At 52.9% G+C, this 25,241-nt stretch carries 30 protein-coding genes; 17 read left to right on the forward strand and 13 right to left on the reverse strand.

The genetic code is table 11. The features are described 5' to 3' along the window. Nucleotides 1–91: 91 nt before the first annotated feature. The 9 genes from mdtH (at nt 92) to V4835_RS15095 (ending at nt 6,770) form a co-directional block, all read left to right on the forward strand. A complete protein-coding gene (gene mdtH, locus V4835_RS15055) occupies nt 92–1,300 on the forward strand; it encodes a multidrug efflux MFS transporter MdtH (RefSeq protein WP_063144660.1) in 1,209 nt (402 codons plus the stop codon). A gap of 123 nt (nt 1,301–1,423) precedes the next feature. Next, nucleotides 1,424–1,984: a lipoprotein gene (locus tag V4835_RS15060; RefSeq protein ID WP_023311126.1), complete on the forward strand. Its 561-nt coding sequence runs from the start codon at nt 1,424–1,426 to the stop codon at nt 1,982–1,984. Nucleotides 1,985–2,110: 126 nt separating this feature from the next. Continuing rightward, the gene (pyrC, locus tag V4835_RS15065) at nt 2,111–3,157 is read left to right on the forward strand and encodes a dihydroorotase (protein ID WP_331412653.1); all 1,047 of its coding nucleotides are present in this window, start codon (nt 2,111–2,113) and stop codon (nt 3,155–3,157) included. A 74-nt stretch (nt 3,158–3,231) separates the two neighbouring features. Next, entirely contained in the window at nt 3,232–3,477 is a 246-nt protein-coding gene (gene dinI / locus V4835_RS15070) for a DNA damage-inducible protein I (protein WP_028012694.1), read from the forward strand. Between the two features lie 274 nt (nt 3,478–3,751). Next, nucleotides 3,752–4,006: a biofilm formation regulator BssS gene (gene bssS / locus V4835_RS15075; protein WP_008500827.1), complete on the forward strand. Its 255-nt coding sequence runs from the start codon at nt 3,752–3,754 to the stop codon at nt 4,004–4,006. Nucleotides 4,007–4,122: 116 nt separating this feature from the next. Further along, nucleotides 4,123–5,241 (forward strand): N-methyl-L-tryptophan oxidase, encoded by a 1,119-nt coding sequence (gene solA, locus V4835_RS15080; RefSeq protein ID WP_331412654.1) that lies wholly within the window; start codon nt 4,123–4,125, stop codon nt 5,239–5,241. A gap of 60 nt (nt 5,242–5,301) precedes the next feature. After that, entirely contained in the window at nt 5,302–5,415 is a 114-nt protein-coding gene (locus tag V4835_RS15085) for a YceO family protein (protein ID WP_032638658.1), read from the forward strand. Nucleotides 5,416–5,623: 208 nt separating this feature from the next. Then, nucleotides 5,624–6,190 (forward strand): cytochrome b, encoded by a 567-nt coding sequence (locus V4835_RS15090; RefSeq protein WP_331412655.1) that lies wholly within the window; start codon nt 5,624–5,626, stop codon nt 6,188–6,190. Between the two features lies 1 nt (nt 6,191). Continuing rightward, a complete protein-coding gene (locus V4835_RS15095; RefSeq protein WP_063145758.1) occupies nt 6,192–6,770 on the forward strand; it encodes a YceI family protein in 579 nt (192 codons plus the stop codon). A 41-nt stretch (nt 6,771–6,811) separates the two neighbouring features. Here the strand turns inward: V4835_RS15095 and trhO are convergent, their stop codons facing one another. After that, nucleotides 6,812–7,861, reverse strand: a complete 1,050-nt coding sequence (gene trhO, locus V4835_RS15100) for an oxygen-dependent tRNA uridine(34) hydroxylase TrhO (protein WP_023335250.1) — start codon at nt 7,859–7,861, stop codon at nt 6,812–6,814. 222 nt (nt 7,862–8,083) lie between these two features. Here trhO and V4835_RS15105 point away from each other — a divergent pair, with 222 nt between their 5' ends. From V4835_RS15105 to V4835_RS15115, 3 genes are all read left to right on the forward strand, one after another. Then, nucleotides 8,084–9,010, forward strand: a complete 927-nt coding sequence (locus V4835_RS15105; RefSeq protein WP_331412657.1) for a Kdo(2)-lipid IV(A) acyltransferase — start codon at nt 8,084–8,086, stop codon at nt 9,008–9,010. A gap of 140 nt (nt 9,011–9,150) precedes the next feature. Further along, the gene (mdtG, locus tag V4835_RS15110) at nt 9,151–10,368 is read left to right on the forward strand and encodes a multidrug efflux MFS transporter MdtG (RefSeq protein WP_331412659.1); all 1,218 of its coding nucleotides are present in this window, start codon (nt 9,151–9,153) and stop codon (nt 10,366–10,368) included. A 97-nt stretch (nt 10,369–10,465) separates the two neighbouring features. Next, complete coding sequence (locus tag V4835_RS15115) at nt 10,466–10,840, forward strand: MysB family protein (RefSeq protein WP_023311118.1); 375 nt, start codon at nt 10,466–10,468, stop codon at nt 10,838–10,840. A 6-nt stretch (nt 10,841–10,846) separates the two neighbouring features. Here V4835_RS15115 and V4835_RS15120 read toward each other — a convergent pair whose 3' ends face one another. The 3 genes from V4835_RS15120 to mdoG all read right to left on the reverse strand — a co-directional run bounded on the left by V4835_RS15120 (nt 10,847) and on the right by mdoG (nt 15,215). Next, nucleotides 10,847–11,074 carry a YceK/YidQ family lipoprotein gene (locus V4835_RS15120; protein ID WP_024908995.1) on the reverse strand — a complete coding sequence of 76 codons (228 nt, stop codon included), beginning with the start codon at nt 11,072–11,074 and terminating at the stop codon, nt 10,847–10,849. An 84-nt stretch (nt 11,075–11,158) separates the two neighbouring features. Then, nucleotides 11,159–13,687, reverse strand: a complete 2,529-nt coding sequence (gene mdoH, locus V4835_RS15125; protein WP_331412660.1) for a glucans biosynthesis glucosyltransferase MdoH — start codon at nt 13,685–13,687, stop codon at nt 11,159–11,161. After that, the gene (mdoG, locus tag V4835_RS15130; protein WP_080460236.1) at nt 13,680–15,215 is read right to left on the reverse strand and encodes a glucans biosynthesis protein MdoG; all 1,536 of its coding nucleotides are present in this window, start codon (nt 15,213–15,215) and stop codon (nt 13,680–13,682) included. Before mdoG ends, mdoH begins: the two co-directional genes overlap by 8 nt. Before the next feature lie 272 nt (nt 15,216–15,487). Here mdoG and mdoC point away from each other — a divergent pair, with 272 nt between their 5' ends. Next, nucleotides 15,488–16,627: a glucans biosynthesis protein MdoC gene (gene mdoC / locus V4835_RS15135; RefSeq protein ID WP_063145765.1), complete on the forward strand. Its 1,140-nt coding sequence runs from the start codon at nt 15,488–15,490 to the stop codon at nt 16,625–16,627. 33 nt (nt 16,628–16,660) lie between these two features. On the opposite strand, the gene ymdB is transcribed toward mdoC, so the two are convergent. The 5 genes from ymdB to csgB all read right to left on the reverse strand — a co-directional run bounded on the left by ymdB (nt 16,661) and on the right by csgB (nt 19,145). Further along, on the reverse strand, nt 16,661–17,203 hold the full coding sequence (gene ymdB / locus V4835_RS15140) for an O-acetyl-ADP-ribose deacetylase (RefSeq protein WP_024908992.1): 543 nt from the start codon (nt 17,201–17,203) through the stop codon (nt 16,661–16,663). Between the two features lie 106 nt (nt 17,204–17,309). Then, complete coding sequence (locus V4835_RS15145; protein ID WP_063145766.1) at nt 17,310–17,630, reverse strand: type 1 fimbrial protein; 321 nt, start codon at nt 17,628–17,630, stop codon at nt 17,310–17,312. Nucleotides 17,631–17,794: 164 nt separating this feature from the next. Beyond that, the gene (csgC, locus tag V4835_RS15150; protein WP_148243262.1) at nt 17,795–18,127 is read right to left on the reverse strand and encodes a curli assembly chaperone CsgC; all 333 of its coding nucleotides are present in this window, start codon (nt 18,125–18,127) and stop codon (nt 17,795–17,797) included. A 63-nt stretch (nt 18,128–18,190) separates the two neighbouring features. Then, nucleotides 18,191–18,649: a curli major subunit CsgA gene (csgA, locus tag V4835_RS15155; protein WP_331412662.1), complete on the reverse strand. Its 459-nt coding sequence runs from the start codon at nt 18,647–18,649 to the stop codon at nt 18,191–18,193. Between the two features lie 40 nt (nt 18,650–18,689). After that, nucleotides 18,690–19,145, reverse strand: a complete 456-nt coding sequence (gene csgB, locus V4835_RS15160) for a curli minor subunit CsgB (protein WP_063145769.1) — start codon at nt 19,143–19,145, stop codon at nt 18,690–18,692. A 763-nt stretch (nt 19,146–19,908) separates the two neighbouring features. Here csgB and csgD point away from each other — a divergent pair. Genes csgD through csgG form a run of 4 tightly spaced genes read left to right on the forward strand, consistent with a single transcriptional unit; the run spans nt 19,909 to nt 22,250 of the window. Further along, the gene (gene csgD, locus V4835_RS15165) at nt 19,909–20,559 is read left to right on the forward strand and encodes a biofilm master transcriptional regulator CsgD (RefSeq protein ID WP_023335238.1); all 651 of its coding nucleotides are present in this window, start codon (nt 19,909–19,911) and stop codon (nt 20,557–20,559) included. Between the two features lie 4 nt (nt 20,560–20,563). After that, nucleotides 20,564–20,953: a curli production assembly/transport protein CsgE gene (csgE, locus tag V4835_RS15170; RefSeq protein ID WP_023335237.1), complete on the forward strand. Its 390-nt coding sequence runs from the start codon at nt 20,564–20,566 to the stop codon at nt 20,951–20,953. A gap of 23 nt (nt 20,954–20,976) precedes the next feature. Further along, a complete protein-coding gene (gene csgF, locus V4835_RS15175) occupies nt 20,977–21,390 on the forward strand; it encodes a curli production assembly/transport protein CsgF (protein WP_023335236.1) in 414 nt (137 codons plus the stop codon). A 26-nt stretch (nt 21,391–21,416) separates the two neighbouring features. Beyond that, on the forward strand, nt 21,417–22,250 hold the full coding sequence (gene csgG / locus V4835_RS15180) for a curli production assembly/transport protein CsgG (RefSeq protein ID WP_063143912.1): 834 nt from the start codon (nt 21,417–21,419) through the stop codon (nt 22,248–22,250). A gap of 43 nt (nt 22,251–22,293) precedes the next feature. Here the strand turns inward: csgG and V4835_RS15185 are convergent, their stop codons facing one another. The 4 genes from V4835_RS15185 to ghrA form a co-directional block, all read right to left on the reverse strand. Next, on the reverse strand, nt 22,294–22,776 hold the full coding sequence (locus V4835_RS15185; protein WP_331412664.1) for a DUF1097 domain-containing protein: 483 nt from the start codon (nt 22,774–22,776) through the stop codon (nt 22,294–22,296). A 96-nt stretch (nt 22,777–22,872) separates the two neighbouring features. Then, the gene (locus tag V4835_RS15190; RefSeq protein ID WP_033145180.1) at nt 22,873–23,427 is read right to left on the reverse strand and encodes a TorD/DmsD family molecular chaperone; all 555 of its coding nucleotides are present in this window, start codon (nt 23,425–23,427) and stop codon (nt 22,873–22,875) included. Between the two features lie 21 nt (nt 23,428–23,448). Beyond that, the gene (locus tag V4835_RS15195; RefSeq protein WP_063143914.1) at nt 23,449–24,186 is read right to left on the reverse strand and encodes a phosphatase; all 738 of its coding nucleotides are present in this window, start codon (nt 24,184–24,186) and stop codon (nt 23,449–23,451) included. Between the two features lie 84 nt (nt 24,187–24,270). Continuing rightward, nucleotides 24,271–25,209 (reverse strand): glyoxylate/hydroxypyruvate reductase GhrA, encoded by a 939-nt coding sequence (gene ghrA, locus V4835_RS15200; RefSeq protein ID WP_331412666.1) that lies wholly within the window; start codon nt 25,207–25,209, stop codon nt 24,271–24,273. Between the last annotated feature and the right edge of the window lie 32 nt (nt 25,210–25,241).

Consider the following 25,241-nt stretch of genomic DNA (forward strand, 5'->3'; position numbering starts at 1 on the left):
AAAAAATATTGTCACGCCCAGGGGTGGGAAAAAACGCGGCGACACCGCAGAATGTTAGCGTGCTCACCTTCTTATTTTCCCTGGAGGGAAAATGTCCCGCGTATCACAGGCCAGGAGCCTGGGTAAATATTTCCTGCTCGTCGATAACATGCTGGTCGTGCTCGGCTTTTTTGTCGTTTTTCCATTGATATCGATTCGCTTTGTCGATCAGATGGGCTGGGCGGCATTAATGGTTGGCATTGCCCTGGGGTTACGCCAGTTTGTCCAGCAGGGCCTGGGGGTCTTTGGCGGGGCCATTGCCGACCGCTTTGGCGCTAAGCCGATGATCGTTACCGGTATGCTGCTGCGCGCGGCAGGCTTTGCCACGATGGCGGTCGCCCAGGAGCCCTGGCTGCTCTGGTTCTCCTGTTTCCTCTCCGGTATCGGGGGCACGCTGTTCGATCCGCCGCGCACCGCGCTGGTGGTGAAGCTGATTCGCCCGCAGCATCGCGGTCGTTTCTTCTCGATTCTGATGATGCAGGACAGTGCCGGGGCGGTTATCGGCGCCCTGCTGGGAAGCTGGCTGCTGCAGTATGACTTCCGACTGGTCTGCGCGGCGGGGGCGGTGCTCTTTATTCTGTGCGCGCTGTTTAATGGCCTGTTCCTGCCCGCCTGGAAACTGTCGACGGTCAAAGCGCCGGTCCGGGAAGGGCTTGGCCGCGTCCTGCGCGACAAACGTTTTGTCACCTATGTGCTGACCCTGACGGGCTACTACATGCTGGCTGTGCAGGTCATGCTGATGCTGCCGATCATGGTTAACGACATTGCGGGCACGCCGGCGGCCGTTAAATGGATGTACGCCATTGAAGCCGCACTTTCCCTGACGCTGCTCTATCCGATAGCCCGCTGGAGCGAGCGGCGTTTTCGTCTGGAGCATCGCCTGATGGCCGGGCTGTTCCTGATGACGCTGAGCATGATGCCAATCGGCCTGGTGAACTCTCTCCAGCAGCTGTTTACGCTGATTTGCACGTTCTACATAGGGTCGATCATCGCCGAACCTGCCCGTGAAACGCTAAGCGCCTCGCTTGCGGATGCGCGTGCGCGCGGCAGCTATATGGGTTTCAGCCGGCTGGGGCTGGCGCTTGGCGGCGCATTAGGTTACGCCGGTGGCGGCTGGTTGTTTGACGCCGGCAAAGCGTTAAACCAGCCCGAACTCCCGTGGATGATGCTCGGCGCGGTGGGCTTTATGACGCTCCTTGCCCTGTGGTGGCAGTTCAGCCAGAAACGCAGCGCGAGCGGGATGCTCGAACCTGGCGCGTAGCCTTTCCCTCGGGCGGGAGCCCCTCCCGCCCCACTTCTCAGTTTTTTCTGCTGGTTTCTGCCAATTCACACTGACATACTGGCGTAACAGGACAGAAGCGCCGATTTTTCGTTGAGGAACACTATGAAGAAAATTGTCTTTGCCGCGGCATTAGTTGTCAGCGGTCTGCTGGTTGGCTGTAACCAGCTCACGCAATATACCGTCAGTGAACAGGAAATTAATCAGGCGCTGGAAAAACATAACAATTTTTCTAAAGACATTGGCGTGCCGGGGCTAGCGGACGCGCATATCGTGCTCACGAATCTGACCAGCCAGATCGGACGTGAAGAACCAAACAAAGTCACCCTGGCCGGTGACGCGGATCTTGATATGTCATCCCTCTTTGGCAATCAGAAAGCCAACATCAAGCTCAAGCTGAAGGCACTCCCAGTGTTCAACAAAGAGAAAGGGGCGATTTTCCTCCAGGAGATGGAAGTCGTCGATGCGCAGGTTTCGCCGGACAAGATGGCACCGGTTCTGCAAACCCTGATGCCCTATCTCAACCAGTCGCTGCGTAATTATTTTAACCAGCAGCCCGCGTACGTCCTAAGCGAAGACAAAAGCAAGGGTGAAGCTCTGGCGAAAAAATATGCAAAAGGGATAGAGGTGAAACCGGGAGAAATTATCATTCCTTTCACCGATTAACCTGAAGGGCGCTGCGGCGCCCTTTTTTTTACGGAAAAGTGTGCAAACGAAAACGTTTCCGCTTATGATTTGTGTCCGGCAAAAACAGCCATCCTTATGACTGATTCCTGACAAGCCGGAGCTTCCATGACTGCACAACCCCAGGTTCTTAAAATCCGCCGCCCTGACGACTGGCATATCCATCTGCGTGATGGCGATATGCTGAAAACCGTCGTGCCTTATACCAGCGAAATTTATGGCCGCGCGATTATCATGCCTAACCTGGTTCCACCAGTCACCACCGTCGATGCCGCGATCGCCTATCGCCAGCGCATTCTGGATGCCGTGCCTGCGGGACACGATTTTACCCCGTTGATGACCTGCTATCTGACCGACTCGCTGGACCCAAACGAAGTCGAGCGTGGGTTTAACGAAGGCGTATTTACGGCGGCGAAACTCTACCCGGCGAATGCCACCACCAACTCCAGCCACGGCGTCACCAGCATTGATGCCATCATGCCGGTTCTGGAACGCATGCAGAAACTGGGCATGCCGCTGCTGGTCCATGGTGAAGTCACGCATGCCGAGATTGACATCTTCGACCGTGAAGCCCGCTTTATCGAGACCGTGATGGAGCCTCTGCGCCAGCGCCTGCCCGCGCTTAAAGTGGTCTTTGAGCATATCACCACCAAAGACGCGGCAGAGTACGTGCGTGACGGCAACGAACTTATCGCCGCCACCATTACGCCACAGCACCTGATGTTTAACCGTAACCACATGCTGGTGGGCGGGGTGCGCCCTCACCTGTACTGCCTGCCGATTCTCAAGCGCAACATCCACCAGCAGGCGCTGCGCGAGCTGGTTGCCAGCGGCTTCTCCCGCGCGTTCCTCGGCACAGATTCCGCGCCTCACGCCCGCCACCGTAAAGAGGCGAGCTGCGGCTGCGCAGGCTGCTTCAACGCCCCAACGGCGCTTGCCAGCTACGCGACCGTATTTGAAGAGATGAACGCGCTGGAACATTTCGAAGCGTTCTGCTCCCTTAACGGCCCGCGCTTCTACGGCCTGCCGGTCAATGACACCTTCATCGAACTGGAGCGTAAAGCGAGCCACGTTGAGGAGTCCATTGCGCTGACGGATGACACGCTGATCCCCTTCCTGGCGGGCGAAACCGTCAACTGGACGGTAAAACGTTAAAAAATCAATGCCCCTTGTTGTCAAACCGACAATATGCCTGTATAAATAAACAGTATATTACACAGGGGGCATTTATGCGTATTGAAGTCACCATAGCCAAAACAACCGTTCTGCCTGCCGGCGCGCTTGATGCACTGGCAGGCGAATTATCCCGCCGTATTAACAACACTTTTCCCGACAACGCCGGTGCCGTAACGGTGCGTTACGCCGCGGCGAACAACCTCTCCGTCATGGGTGCTGCGAAAGAAGATAAAGACCGCATCAGTGAAATCCTGCAGGAAACGTGGGAAAGCGCAGACGACTGGTTTATCACAGATTAACACTGCTCCCTCATTGTGTTTTTTTGCCGGGTCGCCCCGGCTTTTTTTTGCCTAAAAATTCGGTAAGTTCAAATTAATTCGGCATCTTCTTTAAGAATCGTGAACAAGATGGTGTTTTATTGTTCGAACAATCCTAAAAAGCAGAAAAATGTGTTGCCACCTGTTTATTTTTCCCTTCGGAACCCTTATTACTTGGTATACTGAAGATGCTTTCAGAAAAACATGCATTGAACCTCAAAGCCGTTGTCTTCTAACACGCATTAAGGGGGTTATAATGGAAAAGAATAGTGAAGTGATCCAGACCCATCCACTTGTTGGCTGGGATATCAGTACCGTAGATAGCTACGATGCGCTGATGCTGCGTTTGCACTACCAGACCCCGAATCAACTCAACCGTGAAGAAGCGGAAGTTGGACAGACGCTGTGGCTTACAACAGACGTCGCCCGTCAGTTTATTTCTATTTTAGAGGCAGGTATTGCAAAAATAGAATCTGGCGACTATCAGGAAAATGAGTATAAACGGCACTAAGCTTATGCCCACTTTTCTCTCTACAGGCACCCTCGCGGTGCCTTATTTATTTCTCCCTTGTCTAACCCCGCGTTGTTAATTACTCTGCTAACAAAACATCAGTTTACGAGATGCATATGAGATACGACTTAATCATTATTGGTAGCGGCTCCGTGGGTTCCGCCGCCGGTTATTACGCAACACAGGCAGGCCTGAAGGTCCTGATGATCGATGCCCATCTTCCTCCCCATGCGGAGGGCAGCCATCATGGCGATACCCGCCTCATGCGCCATGCGTATGGAGAAGGCGAGCGCTATGTACCGCTGGTGCTTCGCGCCCAGACGCTGTGGGACGAGCTGGCGAAACAGACCGAAGAGCGTATTTTCGAGCGCACAGGCCTTATCAACCTTGGCCCTGCCCATTCTGATTTTCTCGCCAGCGTCGAGCGCAGCGCGAAAGCCTTTAATCTCGTTGTTGAGAAGCTGGACGCCACGGGCATTACCGCGCGCTGGCCTGAAATTACCGTCCCGGACGATTACATTGGCCTCTTTGAAGCCCACTCCGGCGTATTGCATTGTGAAACGGCGATCAAAACCTGGATCGGTCTTGCCGCGAAAGCCGGCTGTGCGCAGCTGTTTAACTGTCCGGTGGAGGCCATCACCCATGACGAGAATGGCGTCACGGTAACGACGATTGACGGCAACTATTCAGCGTCCCGCCTGCTCGTCAGCGCAGGAACCTGGGTCACTCGCCTGCTGCCGGAACTGCCGATCCAGCCGGTGCGCAAGGTCTTCTCCTGGTTCCAGTCGGATGGTCGCTACAGCGCGCAGAATAAATTCCCGGCCTTCACCGGCGAATTGCCGAATGGCGATCAGTTCTACGGTTTCCCTTCCGAGAAAGACGCCCTGAAAATCGGTAAACACAACGGTGGCCAGGCTATCACCTCCCCTGAAGAGCGTAAGCCTTTCGGCGCTTTCCCACAGGATGGTTCGGAAGCCTTCTCGTTCCTGCGTACTGTTCTTCCAGGCGTCGGTGGCTTGCTGTATGGCGCGGCCTGTACCTACGACAACACGCCGGATGAAGACTTCATCATTGATACGCTGCCCGGGCATGACAGCACCCTGCTTATCACCGGACTGAGCGGCCACGGCTTTAAATTCGCTTCCGTGCTGGGTGAAATCGCCGCGCAGTTTGCCCAGGGTATCACGCCGCAGTTTGATCTGACGTCCTTCTCACTCTCGCGTTTTAACGGATAATCCGCTACGGGCTCCGGACGTCCCGGGGCCCGTTTCATTCACACTGCATTACGGGGCGTTATGCGCAGGATCGTTAGTTTTCTGATGAATAATATTCGCGAGCATTTTATGCTCTATATCTTATTGTGGGCGCTGCTGGCCATTATTGATTTTGTTTACATTGTATTTTATTGAAAAGCAAAACTGACAATAACTGACATTAATTTAATTTTATTGAAACTCTCAATTTCATCTTGCACGAAGACATTGAATTACCTTTATCAATCCTGTTCAAAAGCGCTGAAATAAATAAAATAAAAATCAATAGACAATTATTTCAGTTGCAATATCACATCTTCCCGTTCATTTTTACCCTTCGGTTAATTTGAAAATGGACATTCTGATGCAATTGCGTAACTCCTCCCGGCGCTACGGAATAATATCCATAGCTTTGCACTGGATATTTGCTATCGCCGTCTACGGTATGTTTGGACTTGGGCTCTGGATGGTCACGCTCAGCTATTACGATGGCTGGTATCACCAGGCACCGGAGTTACATAAAAGCATTGGCGTCCTCCTGATGCTGGGCCTGGTTTTTCGCGTAATCTGGCGGCATGTTTCCCCGCCGCCCGCCGCGCCGAAGACCCACGGTAAAATGACCCGCCTGAGTGCAGTTGCCGCGCATATCGCGCTCTATGCGCTGCTCTTCGCCATCCTGATCAGCGGCTACCTTATCTCAACGGCGGACGGTAAGCCGATTAGCGTCTTTGGCCTTTTTGACGTCCCGGCAACGCTCAGCGATGCGGGCGCTCAGGCCGACACCGCAGGGGTCGTTCACCTCTGGCTTGCGTGGAGCGTCGTGATCCTGTCTGTACTGCACGGGCTGGCCGCCCTCAAACACCACTTTATTGATAAAGACGATACGCTAAAGCGCATGCTTGGCCGCTCGTCAGTTGACTCTGGAGCATAAAATGAAAAAACACCTGCTGGGTATCGCATTGGGTTCTCTGTTATTCACCGCCGGTTCCGCCGTGGCGGCCGATTATAAAATTGATAAAGAGGGCCAGCACGCTTTCGTCAATTTCCGTATTCAGCACCTGGGATACAGCTGGCTGTACGGTACCTTTAAGGATTTTGACGGTACATTCACCTTTGACGAGAAAAATCCTGCCGCCGACAAGGTCAACGTGACCATTAATACCAACAGCGTGGATACCAATCATGCTGAACGTGATAAACATCTGCGCAGCGGGGAATTCCTCAATGTCGGGAAATATCCACAGGCTACTTTCACCTCCACGGAAGTGAAAAAAGAGGGTGATAAGCTGAATATTACCGGCAACCTGACGCTTAATGGCGTAACAAAACCGGTCACGCTTGATGCTAAATTACTGGGTCAGGGTGACGATCCGTGGGGCGGTAAACGCGCAGGTTTTGAAGCGGCGGGTAAAATTCACCTGAAAGATTTTAATATCACAACGGATTTAGGCCCGGCGTCTCAGGACGTTGAGCTGGTTATTTCCGTTGAAGGTGTACAGCAGAAATCATAATAGATTCGCCCGGCAGGCTTTTGCCGTGCCGGGCGTTATTATCATTCCGGGTCGGGGATACCCAGTTTGGTATTCAGACGGCCGCGTGATTTATTGAAAATCTTGTTGCCGTTTTCACGTCCTGCGCGACGGCGACGCTGCTCTTCTTCCGGCAGGATGCTCTCTTCGCTGCACAGCTCGCTGCAGCAGCCGTTAAACTTCTCGGCACAGGCCGGGCACTGAATAAACAGCAGATGGCACCCGTCGTTTTTGCAGTTGGTATGGGTATCGCACGGCGCACCGCACTGGTGGCACTGGGCAATCACGTCTTCGGAAATACGCTCGCCCATACGCTCGTCAAAGACAAAGTTTTTCCCGATAAAGCGTACCGGTAAACCCTGCTCGCGGGCGCGGCGGGCGTACTCGATAATGCCGCCTTCAATATGCCAGACCTTATTAAAGCCGTTGTGCTTCATCCACGCGCTGGCTTTCTCACAGCGGATACCGCCGGTGCAGTACATAACGATCTTTTTATCTTTATGTTCCTGCATCATCTCGACCGCTTTGGGCAGCTGCTCGCGGAAGGTGTCGGCCGGGATTTCCATCGCGTTCTCGAAATGCCCCACTTCGTACTCATAGTGGTTACGCATATCAATGAACACGGCATCCGGATCGTCCAGCATCGCATTCACTTCCGCAGCCTTCAGATATTCACCGACATCCGCCGCGTTAAACTCAGGATCGTCGATACCGTCCGCCACGATGCGCTCACGCACCTTCATGCGCAGCACCCAGAAGGATTTCCCGTCATCGTCCAGGGCAATGTTCAGGCGCAAGCCGTCGAGGGCCGGATCGAACTGATAAAGCACGTCGCGGAAGGCACTGACTTTGCTTTCCGGTACGCTAATTTGCGCGTTGATGCCTTCACGGGCAAGGTAGACGCGGCCGAAGACGTTCAGCGCCGTGAACGCCTGATAAAGCGCATCGCGGGTCGCCTGCGGATCGTTGATGGTGAAGTATTTGTAGAAAGAGATGGTTGTGCGCGGTTCGGTTTCAGCCAACATGCGCGCTTTTAACATCTCATTCGACACGCGGTTGTGTAACACTGGCATGGTGTACAGTCCTGGAATCGTTAGAGAGAATGAAAAATCGGTCGGCATCATATAGCAAACAAAACCAATTTACATCCACACAATTTACGCTACATTTCACACACCCTGATTAATCAGGCTTAACAATTGCTGTATTCGTGCACGCTTCGAAAGCAGATATTTTGGCTACGTCTCAAAAAATGAGACACTAGCAAAACAGGACGTTTGAAAAACAGGATAGACATGACCCAGTTACCAAAATTTACTGCCGCCCTTTTGCATCCCCGCTATTGGTTGACCTGGCTTGGCATCGGCTTTTTATGGCTTCTGGTACAGCTTCCCTACCCTGTTATTTTTCGGTTGGGTAAATTTCTGGGCCGTTTCGCGCAACTGTTTATGAAGCGTCGCGCCAGAATCGCGTACCGCAATCTTGAGCTATGTTTTCCGCAGATGAGCGAGTCAGAGCGTCACGATATGGTCGCGAAGAATTTCGAATCCGTCGGGATGGGGCTCATGGAAACCGGTATGGCGTGGTTCTGGCCGGACAAACGCATGGCCCGCTGGAGCGAGGTGACGGGGACCGGCATGGAGCCGGTGCATACGCTTCAGGCCAATCAGACGGGCGTGCTGCTGATCGGCGTCCATTTCCTGACGCTGGAAATCGGGGCGCGCATGTTCGGCATGCTGGCGCCCGGCATTGGCGTTTATCGTCCTAACGATAACCCGGTCATCGACTTAATCCAGACCAACGGCCGCATGCGCTCCAACAAAAGCATGATCGACCGCAAGGATCTGAAGGGCATGATCCGCGCGCTGAAATCCGGTGAAGTGGTCTGGTATGCACCCGACCACGACTATGGCCCACAGGCCAGCGTATTTGTCCCCTTCTTCGCCGTTGAAGAGGCCGCCACAACGACCGGTACCTGGATGCTGGCGCGCATGTCCAAAGCCGCCATCGTGCCTTTTGTTCCCCGCCGTAAGCCGGATGGTTCAGGCTACGAGCTGATGATGCTGGAGCCGGAACTCGCGCCGCCGCTTGACGATGCAGAAACCACCGCGCGCTGGATGAACAGCGTTGTGGAGAAGTGCATTATGCTGGCGCCCGAGCAGTACATGTGGCTGCACCGCCGTTTTAAAACCCGGCCACAAGGCACGCCGTCCCGCTATTAATCCTCCTGCGGCCCTCAGGGCCGCATGCCGTTTTAGCTTTAAAAGCTCCTCCTCATTGCGGCATTCATAACCCAGGCGCATAATTAGCAGGCTTATTACTTTATGCTTCAGGTGCTCTGCACCTCATTATGCGGATTGTTATGTCACCCTCAGATGCCCCCATAAACTGGAAGCGTAACCTCACGGTTGCGTGGCTTGGCTGTTTTCTTACCGGCGCGGCGTTTAGCCTGGTCATGCCCTTCCTGCCGCTCTACGTCGAACAGCTGGGCGTGACGGGCCACAGCGCGCTCAATATGTGGTCTGGCCTGGTATTCAGCATCACGTTTCTCTTTTCCGCGATAGCCTCGCCCTTCTGGGGCGGCCTTGCCGATCGCAAGGGACGTAAAATCATGCTGCTGCGCTCGGCGCTGGGGATGGCCATTATCATGGCGCTGATGGGCGTGGCGCAGAACGTCTGGCAGTTTCTGATCCTGCGCGCGCTGCTGGGCCTGCTGGGAGGATTTATTCCCAACGCGAACGCCCTGATAGCCACGCAAATTCCCCGCCATAAGAGCGGCTGGGCGCTAGGGACACTCTCCACCGGCGGCGTGAGCGGTGCTCTGCTGGGACCGCTGGCCGGTGGATTACTGGCGGATAACTACGGCCTGCGCCCGGTCTTTTTCATCACCGCCTGCGTGCTTTTCCTGTGCTTTATCGTCACCCTGCTCTGTATTCGTGAAAACTTCACGCCTGTTGCCAAAAAAGAGATGCTCCACGCCAGAGAGGTGCTGACCTCGCTTAAAAATCCCAGACTGGTGCTGAGCCTGTTCGTGACGACAATGATTATCCAGGTGGCTACCGGGTCAATTGCCCCTATTCTGACGCTGTACGTTCGCGACCTGGCGGGTAACGTCAGCAATATTGCGTTCATCAGCGGGCTGATTGCCTCCGTACCCGGCGTGGCGGCGCTGCTGAGCGCCCCGAGGCTGGGAAAACTGGGGGACCGGGTGGGTCCGGAAAAAATCCTGATCTGCGCGCTGGTGATTTCCGTCCTGCTGCTTATCCCGATGTCGTTGGTGCAAACGCCATGGCAGCTGGGCTTACTTCGCTTTTTGCTGGGTGCCGCCGACGGCGCGCTGCTGCCCGCCGTACAGACCCTGCTGGTCTACAACTCCACGAACCAGATTGCCGGGCGTATCTTCAGCTATAACCAGTCATTCCGGGATATCGGCAACGTCACCGGACCGCTTCTCGGGGCAGGGATCTCCGCCAGTTTCGGTTTTCGCGCCGTCTTTATCGTGACGGCGGGCGTCGTGTTGTTCAATGCCATTTATTCGTGGTTCAGTTTATCCCGCGCGTTACGACCCGCGACGGAATAAGACGAACGCCTGACGGCTTATTTTCGCATTCATACTTGCAGAATCTTATATTCAGCTATTCTTTCCCTGAAACCTTCTGGAAAACAGGGAGACACCAATGACCATGTACGCCACGCTGGAAGAAGCTATTGATGCCGCTCGTGAAGAGTTCCTCGCCGACAACCCCGGCGTTGAAGAAGAAGATGCTGACGTGCAACAGCTTAATATCCAAAAATACGTTCTGCAGGACGGGGATATTATGTGGCAGGCCGAATTCTTTGCCGATGAAGGGGAAGAAGGGGAATGTTTGCCGATATTAAGCGGTGAAGGTGCGCAGGCCGTCTTTGATGGCGACTATGACGAAATCGAACTTCGGCAGGAATGGCTGGAGGAGAACACCCTGCACGAGTGGGATGAGGGCGAGTTTCAGCTCGAGCCACCGCTGGATACGGAAGAAGGTCAAACCGCTGCCGATGAGTGGGACGAGCGGTAATTTACGCTATTCGTAAGGGCCGTGGCTGGCATCGATCGGCAGCAACAGCGTGTCGAAAATCAGCGAGAACGGCAGATCGAGCACGGTCAGGTAGCGCCATGCGGAATCACGGAGATCCCATTTTACGCCCGGGTAATACTGATTCCCATGGCCTTGCCCTGGAATGGTGCGGCTGATGATACTGCCGCAGCCGCTGAGCAGGCATGCCATCATGACGACGATGATTATTCTCATCTCTAACCTCTAAAAAAATACCGGCCTCACAGCCGGTATTTTATCTGGCAGGTGGCGCTTCGCTTACCCGCCCTGCTTAACAACTTACTTCGCCTTCAGTGCAAGCGGATTCAGCTTCACGTCCTTATAGTAGCTCACCCACGAAGAGTATTTCTCCGGAGCGGACCACACGCGGTAGTGAAGTCGCGCCATTGTCACCGGGTCGCTCAACAGCACCAGTCGACGGTCGCGGTTGAGTTTTTCCGGGGTCTCGTTAAGCGCCTGCTCAACGTGACGATCGCGAGCAATCTCCAGCACCTGGCTGGCACGGTGACGCGCCGTCGCCATTGCCGTTGCCAGGGCGTTGAATGACGGGTTAAACACGGCGTGCATGAAGCCGTCATCCAGCGAGCGACTGCGGTTCTGTTCCAGATAACGATCGGTATCCACCAGCACCTGCGGCGGGGAATACTCTTCCGGGATCAGGAACAGTTTCCAGCGTTTGGTTCGCAGCCCCACCGTTGAACGGCTGGAAATTACGGACACAAACGGCGACAGGATCAGCGAGAAGACAATCGGCGCCAGCCAGAACAGGAAGCGCAGATCCAGCCAGGCCATCCCGGCCGCCCACACCAGACCCAGCAGCAGCTGAGAACCATGGCGCATAAAGGCTTCACTCCACGGCGTGGAGTCATCATCACGCTGCGGCGAGTTCCAGACCACTTCCCAGCCCAGGAACGCACTGACCACAAACACGGTGTGGAACAGCATACGTACCGGCGCCAGCAGCACGGAGAACAGCACTTCCAGCAGCAGAGAAAGGGTCACGCGGAAGAAACCGCCGTACTCTTTCGAGCCTTTGCACCAGATCAGGATGATACTGAGCAGCTTAGGCAGGAACAGCAGCACCATGGTGGAGGCAAACAGCGCAATCGCCAGCTCAGGACGCCACTGCGGCCACACCGGGAACAGCTGGCGCGGTTGCAGGAAGTATTGCGGCTCCGTCAGCGCATGGACGACCTGTAGCGCAGTGGAGAGCGCGAGGAACATAAACCACAGCGGTGCGGAGAGATAAGACATCACGCCCGTCAGGAACACCGCACGGTGAACCGGGTGCATCCCTTTTACCAGGAACAGGCGGAAGTTCATCAGGTTACCGTGACACCAGCGGCGGTCACGCTTGAGCTCGTCCAGCAGGTTTGGCGGCAGCTCCTCGTACGATCCCGGGAGGTCGTAGGCAATCCAGACGCCCCAGCCAGCACGACGCATCAGCGCTGCTTCAACGAAGTCATGCGACAGAATGGAACCCGCAAACGAACCCTCACCCGGCAGCGGCGCCAGCGCACAGTGCTCAATGAACGGCTTCACGCGGATAATGGCGTTGTGGCCCCAGTAGTGCGACTCACCCAGCTGCCAGAAGTGCAGACCCGCCGTAAACAGCGGCCCGTAAACACGGGTGGCGAACTGCTGGCAGCGCGCATAAAGGGTGTCCATGCCGGACGCTTTTGGCGAAGACTGAATAATGCCCGCGTTCGGGTTGGCTTCCATCAGGCGCACCAGACCGCTCAGGCAGTCTCCGCTCATGACGGAGTCAGCATCCAGCACCACCATATAGCTGTACTGGTTACCCCAGCGACGGCAGAAGTCATCAATGTTACCGCTTTTACGCTTCACACGACGGCGGCGACGGCGGTAGAAGATCTGACCTTCGCCCTGCACTTCAGCAATCAGCTCCATCCACGCTTTTTGTTCAGCCACGCAGATATCCGGGTTGTAGCTGTCGCTCAGGATGTAAACGTCGAAATGCTCTGCGTTGCCGGTCGCCTTTACGGACTCCCAGGTAGCACGCAGGCCCGCGAATACGCGGTCAACGTCTTCGTTACAGATAGGCATAATCAGCGCGGTACGGTGCTCGGGATTGAGGGGTTCATCCCCGACCGTTGACGCTGAAATGCTGTATTTGTCACGCCCCATCAGCAGCTGCAGGAAGCCCATCAGCGCGGTCCAGAAACCGGCCGAGACCCAGCAGAAGAGAACCGCGAACAGCAGGAGAATGCCGCTTTGCAGGATATACGGCAGCAGCTGCATGAAGGAGACCCAGATGTCCTGGCCCATCATGTCCGTCGGGTTGATAAACGCCCAGCCCTGGTAAGGCAGGATGGTTTTCATGTACCAGGTCGCGACGACGGTCTGCGCCAGCGTCAGAAGCAGCAGGATATAGCGACGGATTGTCCCCACGGTACGCCATTTCTGTTCGGACGCCTGCTCTTCTTTCGTCAGGCGCGACAGATAGCGCGGCGTCACATCACGCCCGCGCAGGCGATCCCAGAAGCGACCCACCGGGTTGGTGCGCCATGGATCCGGGAACATAGAGGAACGCGTGGCCTTCGGCATCGCCTGAAGCTGATCGCGTCCTTCATCGTCTTTAATCAACTGCCCTTCCGCCAGCGAGTCCGGCCAGGCCTGCTCCAGACGCGCCTTGACTGACCCGAGCGGCGTATCATCATCACGAGAAAACGTATGATGTTCACCATCCAGCGCGGTGTGAACCGCGCGGATGTCGCTCTTAGGCAGTGCCGCTTTTTCAATATCCGTCAGCGGCATGGCATCAATATATTCAGATGTATTATTCATTGGCAGGTAGCTGATAGCTCCAGGTTTCACTCAGCGGCTGATCGTTACTGACCAGCGCAGCACGCATTTCAGTGGTCTGTTTCGGATCTTTCACTTTCACGCGCAGGGTCAGACGCCAGCCTTTGGTTACCGGGTTGTAACGCACGGTATTTTCAACGATTTCACCGTTATCACCGATGCTGGCCTGAGCGGCAACGGCGGTATCCGGTGACAGTTTCTTCATATCCTGGCCTGCGAAGTCCACGACGAACGCCACGGTACCGTCAGGCTGACGGATAAGATTAGACTGCTTCACATCACCCGTTGAGCGGCGAGTCTGCATCACATACGCGTTATCCGGCGCATGCAGCTTATCTTCATCACGGCTGAAGGTAATGGTGTACTTGAAGTTCATCTCTTTACCGGCTTCCGGCAGCTGATCCGGTGTCCAGTAAGCGACGATGTTATCGTTGGTTTCGTCGTTGGTTGGAATTTCTACCAGCTCGACCTTACCTTTACCCCAGTCACCGTTTGGCGTGACCCAGGCGCTTGGGCGCTGATCATAGCGATCGTCCAAATCTTCAAAGCGGGAGAACTGACGACCACGCTGCAGCAGGCCGAAACCTTGCGGGTTTTCCATCGCGTAGCTGCTAACAGCCAGATGTTTCGGGTTATTCAGCGGACGCCAGATCCACTCACCGTTACCGGCATGAATAGACAGACCGTTGGAGTCATGCAGTTCCGGGCGGAAGTTGGTTGCCGGAGACGGCTGGTTCGGCCCAAACAGGAACATGCTGGTCAGTGGTGCAACGCCCAGTTTGCCCACTTTATCACGCAGGTAAACCTTGGACTGCACGTCAACCACCGTGTCACGGCCCGGCATAATCACAAAGCGATAGGCACCGGTTGCACGCGGGGAATCCAGCAGCGCATAAATGGTCAGACGTTTGTCCGTTGGTTTTGGACGTTCAATCCAGAACTCACGAAAACGTGGGAACTCTTCACCTGATGGCAGCGCGGTATCAATAGCCAGACCACGCGCAGAAAGCCCGTACACCTGCCCCGCGCCAATGACGCGGAAATAGCTGGCACCCAGCATGCTGACGATTTCGTCGTTTTTATCTTTGCTGTTGATCGGGTAAAGCACCTTAAAGCCCGCGAAGCCCAGGTCTTTCACCGTATCTTTGTCGTGTTGCACATTGCCAAAATTGAAGTAATCCGGGCTGTACTTGATCTTGCGTACTGCTGTCGCCGTCACTTCATTGATGGCAACAGGCGTGTCGAAGTACATACCCTGATGATAAAACTCAAGCTTGAACGGGGTCTTTATATTGTTCCAGTACGCTTTGTCGTGATTGAACTGGATCTGCTGATAGTCCGCGTACTTCATGTCGCGGAAAACGGAGGGCAAGTTACTTTTCGGCGCTTCGTAGCTCTTGCCTGCCATCGATTTTGCCTGTTTTGCGACATCGTCGATGTTAAAGGCCAGTGCCGATGAGGTATACAGTGATAACACCACTGCAGCACCCAACCAACGCATTTTCATCATCTGTGGTTTATGTTTCATAATAAGTAAGCACTTCCCCCTTTGTGTGCTTATATCGATCCGATCCATTTTAATGGAAACTCAGGCAATCCGACAACATTATCACTGCTTTGTTCAGCTGCTGGCTCATGGAATAAGCAAATGAAAGAACCCGCTTTTCACTTTGCGTGCTTATCCTGGAGACAGGGTGTCGGTCTTGGTGTAGGGTTGGCTTCGAATGTAACCATTATGAGTCTTAGGGATAAGACGAAAAGTCTGAGAATGCACAACGTTATATGAGCACAACACCAATACAACGGGAATATTTCCTCGACTCGATCCGGGCATGGCTGATGCTATTGGGGATCCCCTTTCACATTTCACTGATTTACTCCAGCCACACCTGGCATGTGAATAGCCAGATGCCCTCCTGGTGGCTGACGCTGTTTAATGACTTTATTCACGCCTTCCGTATGCAGGTGTTTTTCGTCATATCCGGCTATTTCTCTTACATGCTGTTTCTGCGATACCCGCTCAAGCGCTGGTGGAAAGTGCGCGTAGAGCGCGTGGGGATCCCCATGCTGACCGCAATTCCGCTTTTGACGCTGCCTCAGTTCATTATGTTGCAGTATGTAAAGGGCAAGGCGGAGAACTGGCCGAATCTTACGCCGTATGAAAAGTACAATACGCTGGTCTGGGAGCTGGTGTCTCACCTGTGGTTCCTGCTGGTCCTGGTGGTGCTCACAACGGTGAGCCTGTTGATTTTCAGCCGCCTTCGCCACCATCTAAGTACGAAAGCCGACACCTTTTTCGCCAACGTTACGATGGGCAAACTGTCAGTGCTCTTCTTGCTGTTGGGGATTGCCTATGCCGCCGTGCGGCGGACCCTGCTTATCGTCTACCCGCCGATTTTGAGCGACGGGCTATTTAATTTTGTGGTGATGCAGTCGCTGTTCTACATTCCGTTCTTTTTAATCGGCGCGCTGGCCTTTATTCATCCGAAGCTTAAATCGCTGTTTGTCACCCCGTCACCGTGGTGCGCGCTGGGAGCCACGCTCGCGTTCGCGGCCTATCTGTTGAATCAGCGCTACGGCAGCGGCGACGCCTGGATGTATGAAACGGAAAGCGTGATCACTATGCTGCTGGGCCTGTGGATGGTGAACGTGGTATTCGCGCTGGGCCACCGTTTGCTGAACTTCAAGTCCAGCCGCGTGACCTACTTCGTTAATGCTTCGCTGTTTATCTATCTGGTGCATCACCCGTTGACGCTTTTCTTCGGGGCTTACATCACACCGCACATCGCTTCGAACACGCTGGGCTTCTTTACCGGGCTGGTGTTTGTGGTGGGGGTGGCAATCGTACTCTACGAGATCCATCTGCGGATCCCGCTCCTGCGTTTCCTCTTTTCAGGAAAACCACCGGCGAAAGCTTCATAAACAACGCGGCGCACTCGATGCGCCGCGTTTGCTTCAGCTTTCCAGCTCTTGTCTGCGCTGAGTCAGAAGCCGCTGATAAAGATGCGTGGTGTCGTCGTCGAAACAGACAAAAATCACCTTCTCCGGCAGCGGTTTTAAAGACAGATAGCGATAAACGGTTTCTACGGCGATCGTAGCGGCGGCGGCCTTAGGGTAACCATAGACGCCGGTGCTGATGGCCGGGAACGCCATCGTTTTATAGCCGTTGTCGGCGGCCAGTCGCAGACAGTTTCGGTAAGCCTCTTCCAGAATACTCGCTTCGTGCTGGTCGCCGCCATGCCAGACGGGCCCTACGGCATGAATAACCGCTCTGGCGGGCAGATTGCCCGCAAGCGTAATCACCGCGTGACCGGGAGGACATTCGCCCTGCTGTTGCCGCACGGTTTTACAGGCTTCCAGCAGCTGCGGTCCGGCAGCACGGTGGATAGCGCCGTCCACGCCGCCTCCCCCCATCAGGGATGGATTGGCCGCATTGACGATAACGTCGACGTGCATTGTCGTAATATCGCCATGAATAATGTCAATTTGCGGTTTCATAAAGCCCCTCTGCAACCCGCCATTTTCTTAAGTGTATCGCAGAGGAGACCGGGAGAAAAAACTATCAGAAAAAATCCTCTTCCACCGCAGGGCGGGAGAATGCGCATTAGTGATACTGGATTTCGACAACCGCGAGCGTTTTTTCAGGATTAAGGTATTTCATATTGAGCGTCGCCAGGCTTGAGTCGCTCACTTTCCCGTTAAGCGCCTCTTCATAGCTGACCATACGCGTTTGCATACGGTTATTATTTGGACATGACATTGCAAACTGTTGCTTCAGGGGAGTGACTTCACAGGGGTCTGCGACAATGGCACCGCGAAAATGAATGACACCACCGTCAACAATCGTGGCCGAATAAGCCGGGATACTCAAAGCAGAAACGACCAGACCCAGACCTGCCGCGAGTCGAGCAAAATAATTGTTCATTATAGATACTCCTCAATGAAAATCGTCCATGAGGGGTAAACGCGCTTCATTTATTACGGCAAACGAAGTTTCACGTTACGGAACATAACGACCTGGTCCCTGATATCAGCATAGCTCAACGGCGCAGACCCGCCACATTCGCAACATATTGATTTCATGAATATTTAAAGCGAACGTTCCGCTGGCGACCACTGTTGTGATAAATGTAGCGATTTACCGTCTGAAACGGTGACAACGATTTTTACCGTGTCTCCCGCGCTTATATTTAAACTCAGGCGCATTAAATCAATCGTCTGATTAGCGGGTATAAAAAGTGTGTTTTGCTGTCGGGAAGAGCTTTGTCCCCCCTGCCCTTCTCGCACGGAAACGATCTGAACCTGACAATCACACGATTGCGCCAGAGTGACCTGGGGAATAATGGTGGTCATATTTTCCTGCTGTGACGTTTTGAAGGTTATCTGGCTGGAAAGCGCGGCAAGGAGAATTAAGGTATTCATGATGAACTCCCGAAAAAAAACAGGGCTGATGCCCTGTTTTTTTTTGTAGCACAGATTTCAGTATTAATACTGATGAGCTGTCGCGTGGTTACCAAAACCGATCTGGGTCACGTTTACAGTAGAGTTAGACGCAGTCTGGTCTACCAGTGCACCGTTAAGACCACCATACTGGCTAACATTCATTTTGGAATCTTTACTGTTCCACTGATCAAGGGTTGCACTGTTACCAAAACCGTTCTGGGTCAGGTTGATGCTACTGTCATCAGACCCCTGGCCAACGTCGGCACCGTTACCGCCACCCGTCTGGCTAATATTCAGGACGGAATTTCTGGCGTTTGTCTGCAGAGCCAGCGCGGAGTTACCGCCACCGTTTTGATAAATATTCAGGGTTGAATTTGGGCCGCCATATCCGCCATGTCCATGCCCATGTCCATGACCCCAACCGCCCTGATCGATCAAACCAGCCATAGCACTACCAGAAACTACGATTGCTGCAAGTGCTGCCACTTTAATAAATTTCATGGTAAACCCCCATCGGATTGATTAAATTCGTCGCGAAAAGCTAGCGTTGAATAACGCGAATAGCCATCTGCGACTGTTTCTGTACTACAACTGCGGTTTTCTGCGTACCGTACTGCGTAATACTTGCTCTATTACCCGACCCTTTCTGGATAATTTTCGCACTATTACCATATCCATCTTGCGTAATACCTGCATCATTCGCGTTACCGCTCTGATCGATCCAGGCTATATTGTAACTCCCTGATTGATCAACCCTGGCTCTATTGCCTGCCCCATCCTGGGAAACAATGGACATTAATTTTGAACCGTCCTGGCGTACCTGAGCGTCGTTAAATACACCCTGTTGACCAATAATGGCTGCCTGATTTAGTGATGAAAGACTTAATTCGTTAACCGCAAAGTTATATTCAGGATTTGCCATATCTGAATTAGCTGCAGTTACCAATCCAGGCGCACTCAGTAATGTAAACATCATAAATAACGATGTGTTTTTCATGTTGTCACCCTGGACCTGGCTATTTAATCACACCATAACCCAATAACACTGTTGCTTGTTAAAACGACTCGTATTGTGTTAACGCGTCGTTACGGTGAAGAGTATGTCCGCTGAAACATTTTAAATATCTCACCCGCGCGGCTTATTTTTATTTATCGGATCACCACAAAGTCGTAATTTACATCAAAAATCACTTTAATCAGGCCAGCTTATATTTTTTATTAAATGTGTCTTGCAAAGGTGTTGTACAACGAGACGAAGGCTGTCCGCGCCTCTCTCGGATTGTTTAAACGTAACGGCAGGAGAACATCTTTACACAGTGCGTGACACGCAGCCTGTTTTCTTAAGCCAGACAGTCGTTCATTCCTGGACTTAGAAATATTCTGCAACTCATACTTAATAAACGTTTTAGATAAATAATAAAAAACCATATATATCATGCAATTAAAAATATTTGTATGATTTTTAAAATCTGTGCATCTCTATATAGATGTACAACTTTCTCATCAATTCTTGCCATTCATTATCGTCTGATTTCACAAATTAATATTGATTTTTACATTATGTTACATGTTTAACACTTGCTTTAAACTTCGTAAAAGCTAGATTGAAATTAGATGTACGAAATTGGTTTTATATTTACCTCCCTGCGGAGGTTATGGTCTGATTCTACACACAGCAGTGCAACATCTGTCAGTACTTCTGGTGTCCTCTTTTAAACAGGAGGACAGCTGCCAGGTGCCAAAAAAAGTGGGGTTTCATCATGTATAATGAAGTCCATAGTTTACATGGTCATACATTACTGTTGATCACAAAACCTTCTTTGCAAGCGACAGCGTTATTACAACATTTAAAGCAATCTTTATCACTGAACGGGAAATTGCATAATATTCAACGTTCTTTTGATGATATTGCACCTGGCAGCATCATTCTGCTCGATATGATGGAAGCTGATAAAAAGCTTATCCATTACTGGCAAGATATTTTAAGCAGGAAAAACAATAATATCCGCGTGCTATTATTGAATACACCTGATGAGTACCCTTTCAGAGATATTGAAAGCTGGCCGCATATCAATGGCGTGTTCTACGTCACTGAAGAAGAAGACCGGGTGGTAGAGGGGCTGCAAGGTATATTGCGCGGAGAGTGTTATTTTTCGCAAAAACTTGCCAGCTATCTCATCACGCACTCCGGAAATTATCGCTATAACAGCTCAGAGTCAGCGCTGCTCACGCACCGTGAGAAAGAGATCCTGAACAAGTTACGCATTGGTGCTTCAAATATTGAAATCGCCCGTTCGTTATTTATCAGCGAAAATACGGTAAAGACGCACCTTTATAATCTTTTCAAGAAGATAGCTGTGAAAAACCGAACTCAGGCTGTTTCGTGGGCAAACGATAACCTCAGGCGTTAAACACATGAAGCGCACGTTGAGTTGGATCGCCGCAGCGAGTTTCCTGCTCGCTGCAGGGAATCTGAAGGCCGTCGAGGTCGAAGTTCCCGGATTGTTAACTGACCACACTGTCTCCTCTATCGGGCACAGTTTTTACCGCGCCTTCAGTGATAAATGGGACAGTACTTACAAGGGTAATATAACAATCAACGAGCGGCCCAGTGCACGATGGGGGAGTTGGATAACAATAACGGCTAATCAGGACGTTATTTTCCAAACCTTTTTATTCCCCACAAAAATGGACTTCGATAAAAACGTAGCCATAGCACTGGCACAATCAGAAGACGCTATCAATCGCCTGCAAATAGATAAAGCCCTATTAAGCACCAGCGATTTAGCAAAAGACGAGTTCTAGCGAACCGATATGCGGAGGCTGTCATGCGTATTGCATATGCAGTTGTTTCGATAATGCTGATAACACCCATAAGCTGGGCCGGAAACATGACGTTTCAGTTCCGTAACCCTAACTTTGGCGGTAACCCTAACAACGGCGCGTTCATGTTGAATGAAGCTCAGGCGCAAAATTCCTATAAAGATCCAAGCTTTAAGGATTTTAACGTTGATACCCCGTCTGCACTGGATAATTTCACTCAGGCTATCCAGTCGCAGATTTTAGGTGGGTTACTGACCAACATTAATACTGGGAAACCCGGCCGAATGGTGACTAACGACTTTATTGTCGATATCGCCAACAGAGACGGACAACTGCAGTTGAACGTGACCGATCGTAAAACCGGAAAAACCTCAACGATTCAGGTTTCCGGCCTACAAACTAATTCAACTGACTTCTAAACAATAGCTAAATAAGGACAACGATCATGCAGCGCTTCCTGATATTTGTTGCAGTGTGCTTATTGAGCGGTTGTTTAACTGCTCCACCTAAAGAAGCTGCAAAACCAACATTAATGCCTCGGGCCCAGAGTTATCGTGATTTAACGCATTTACCTTCCCCTACGGGGAAAATATTTGTCTCTGTATATAACATTCAGGATGAAACCGGACAATTCAAACCTTATCCGGCAAGTAACTTCTCCACGGCAGTGCCGCAAAGCGCCACCGCCATGCTGGTTACCGCGCTCAAGGATTCGCACTGGTTTATTCCTCTGGAACGTCAGGGGCTACAAAACCTGTTGAATGAACGCAAAATCATTCGTGCCGCACAGGAGAATGGCACCGTCGCGGACAATAACCGGACGCCGCTGCAATCCCTGGCGGCAGCGAACGTGATGATTGAAGGATCGATTATTGGCTACGAAAGTAACGTTAAATCGGGTGGTGCAGGAGCACGTTACTTCGGTATCGGTGCGGATACCCAGTACCAGCTCGACCAAATCGCCGTTAACCTGCGTGTGGTCAACGTCAGTACGGGCGAAGTGCTCTCTTCGGTGAATACCAGCAAAACCATTCTTTCTTATGAAGTCCAGGCTGGGGTATTCCGCTTTATTGATTACCAGCGCTTGCTGGAGGGTGAAATTGGCTACACCTCTAACGAGCCGGTCATGATGTGTCTGATGTCAGCCATTGAAACCGGCGTGATTTTCTTAATCAATGATGGTATCGACCGCGGGCTGTGGGATCTGCAAAACAAAGCAGAAGTCCAGAACCCGATACTGGTGAAATACCGCGATATGTCAGTCCCTCCGGAATCCTGACAGGAAGCGCATAAAAAAGGCGAGATAACTATCTCGCCTTTTTTTATTCACTCACTGCAGTAATGTTTTGCGCTTTTTCCCGCCGGGACGCCAGCCAAAGACCGCTGTTTTTCATGGCATAGCCAAACAGCAACCCCAGCGCCAGTGAGGGAACAACCAGCTTCCAGTCCCCCTGCCCTGCAAAGGTCGCACATGCTCCCATAAAGGTGCCCGGCACAAACGAAAGCAGCAGATGCTTAGCCTGGATGCACATTAAAAAGGCAACGACACCCGTCATCACGTATCCCAGTATTTCCAGATGCGGCGCCAGCGCGCTGCCTTTCATGATTACCAGCGCCCAGATAACACCGCTCATCAGCGTGCAGCCTGAGATAAAGAGCCCTTTGATTCCCCCCTGCGGGCAGGCGAAATAGGCGGTGCAGCCGAGGAACCCGGCCCAGCTGAGCAATCCGAGAGACACGGCCACCCATCCCCAGAGTCCGGAGAGAATACCTGTCGTTATTGCGATACAAAGTAATATGTTCATGGTGCGCATCTTAGCAGAAGCGCACCATAGAAATGAGATCGGCAGCACATTACGTGCAAGTTGAAAAGTTGAGTTGCAGAATTTATGTGACCTAAATCACTCTTCGTTCTCTTCTTCCAGCTCATCCCACATTGCCGCGATAGCGTCGCGGGTCAGCGGGGCCAGCGTTCTCCAGAATGGCGAGGTGGCATGCGCTTCAACTTTACCCAGGAAAGTCCCGACCCACGGCAGCAGGTACGTTTCGAACAGGGTTTCGATGGCTTCGTTCTCATCATCACCGGCGTTGTCTTCGATCCAGGACGCCGCCAGCAGCAGCGTACCGATATGATCGGCTGGCGTATCGCTCAGCGGCATACCGCGCGTGGAGAGGAAAGCACGGACTTCGGCTTCCGTTGCCCCGTCCTGCCAGGCTGAACGGTATGGCGAAACGCGGCACTCATCGCCGACGAACAGCGCATTGTAGTCCGTCGCAATCTGCTGCATGTCGCAGCTTTTTTGCAGACGTTCCAGTAAATCATCCTGTTCCAGCGGCCAGTTCTGCGCCAGTTTACCTTCACGGATTAACGTAAAAAGGGGAACCAGCAGCGGGTCTTGCGGCTGGCGATAGTAGAGCGTACCCAGCACGCGGCAAAGGATGGAAAACTCGTTCATTTTTATGATTCCATTACACAATTAAAGATCGGCAAATTCGGCAATCGGTTCCATTCCGCGCGACTCGAGGAAATCGAGCATGCGGCGTGGGGTCACGTTCAGGATTTGCGCTTCCGGGAAGTTAACATCATTCAGCACTTTCAGGCACTCGCTGAAATCACCCAGCGTAAACGCGGTATGAGAGTCTGAGCCCAACGCTACCATGCCGCCCGCATCACGCACGGCGGCCGCCACTTCGCGACAGTTGGCTTCACTGCCCTTACGCGAATGAACAAAGGAGGAGTTATTAATCTCCAGCGCTACGCGGTGCTTCGCCGCCGCCTGTGCGACAGCCTGAATATCAATCGGGTACTTCGGGTTGCCCGGGTGACTGATAATATGCACATTGCCGCTGGCAATGGTGGCAATCATCGCCGCAGTGTTGGTGTCTTTATCCTGAGGCGGGAAAACCGGCTCATGGAAACCGGCGAGGATAAGGTCAAGAGACGTCAGCATCGGGCCGGTGCAGTCGATCTCACCGTCGATATTTTTGATGTTCGCCTCAATGCCGCGCAGTATCCCAATGCCGTCCACCAGACGTGGCCAGATCCGCATATTCACAAAATGCCAGTAATGCGGCGCATCCGCCATGTCCGGGCCATGATCGGTGATCGCGAACAGCTTAATGCCTTTAAGCTTCGCCTGGGCGATATAATCATGGAGGTTGCTATACGCGTGGGTGCTGGCGACGGTGTGCATATGCAGGTCAACGGGATACATCTCTCTCTCCTCTGCGGTTTTTCCAAAGGATAGCAGTTATCAGCGGCGAATATTAGCAAAAACCCGGCGAACGCCGGGTTTCTCTCAGTAGCCGCGCTGTCTGTCGACCTGTCCGGTGACCGCGTTACCCTTTTCCATTTCGCTGATGGTATGGGATATATACGCCACCGCTTCTGCCGGACGCGTCACGGCAGCCACGTGCGGCGTCATCGCCACGCGCGGATGCGCCCACAGCGGGCTTTCCGCGGGCAGCGGCTCACGGCTGTAAACGTCCAGCATGGCGCCTTTTAGCTTTCCGCTGTCCAGCGCCTTCAGCAGATCGCCTTCCACGACATGGACTCCGCGCGCCAGATTCATTAAATAGCTCTGCTCGGCTAACTGGTTCAGGAGAGTACTATTGATGATGCCCACCGTTTCGGCGGTGTTCGGCAGCAGGTTGATAAGCACGCGTGTCCCTTTCAGGAATGCAGGAAGCTCATCCGTTCCGGCAAAGCTCTCAACGCCCGGATAATCCTTACGGCTGCGGCTCCAGCAGCGCAGCGGGAAGCCCCACGGAGCGAGTGCTTCTGCCACTTTTGAGCCGAGCACACCTGCGCCGAGGATCCCGACGGTAAAGTCTTCATGTCGATAATCCGGCAGCGGCTCCCAGTGGGCCTGCTGTTTAAAGGCCTGATAATCGTCGAAGCGGCGGAACCAGTGCAGCACCTGGCTCACGGCATATTCCTGCATTTGCAGGCCCATTCCGGTGTCTTCGAGACGGAACAGCGGAATATTTTCAGGCAGCATTTCTGGATGCGCTTTCAGTTTACTGAGAATCGAATCAACGCCCGCACCCAGGGCGAAAACCGCCTTCAGTTTACGCCCCTGCAGCATCTCAACCGGCGGATGCCAGACCAGCGCATAGTCGGCATGTTCATTATCGCCACGCTTCCACTCGCGAACGCGTGCGCCGGGCAGCGCCGCCGAAAGTGCGTCGATCCAGTAAGCGGTATCAAATGTAGGGTGATAGAAGAGAATATCCATGGTCATTCCTGCCTCTTGTTGCGCTGTTTTGT

Source organism: Enterobacter cloacae complex sp. CARB60, assembly GCF_036487345.1.
In the GTDB taxonomy this organism is placed as follows: Bacteria; Pseudomonadota; Gammaproteobacteria; order Enterobacterales; family Enterobacteriaceae; genus Enterobacter; species Enterobacter asburiae_D.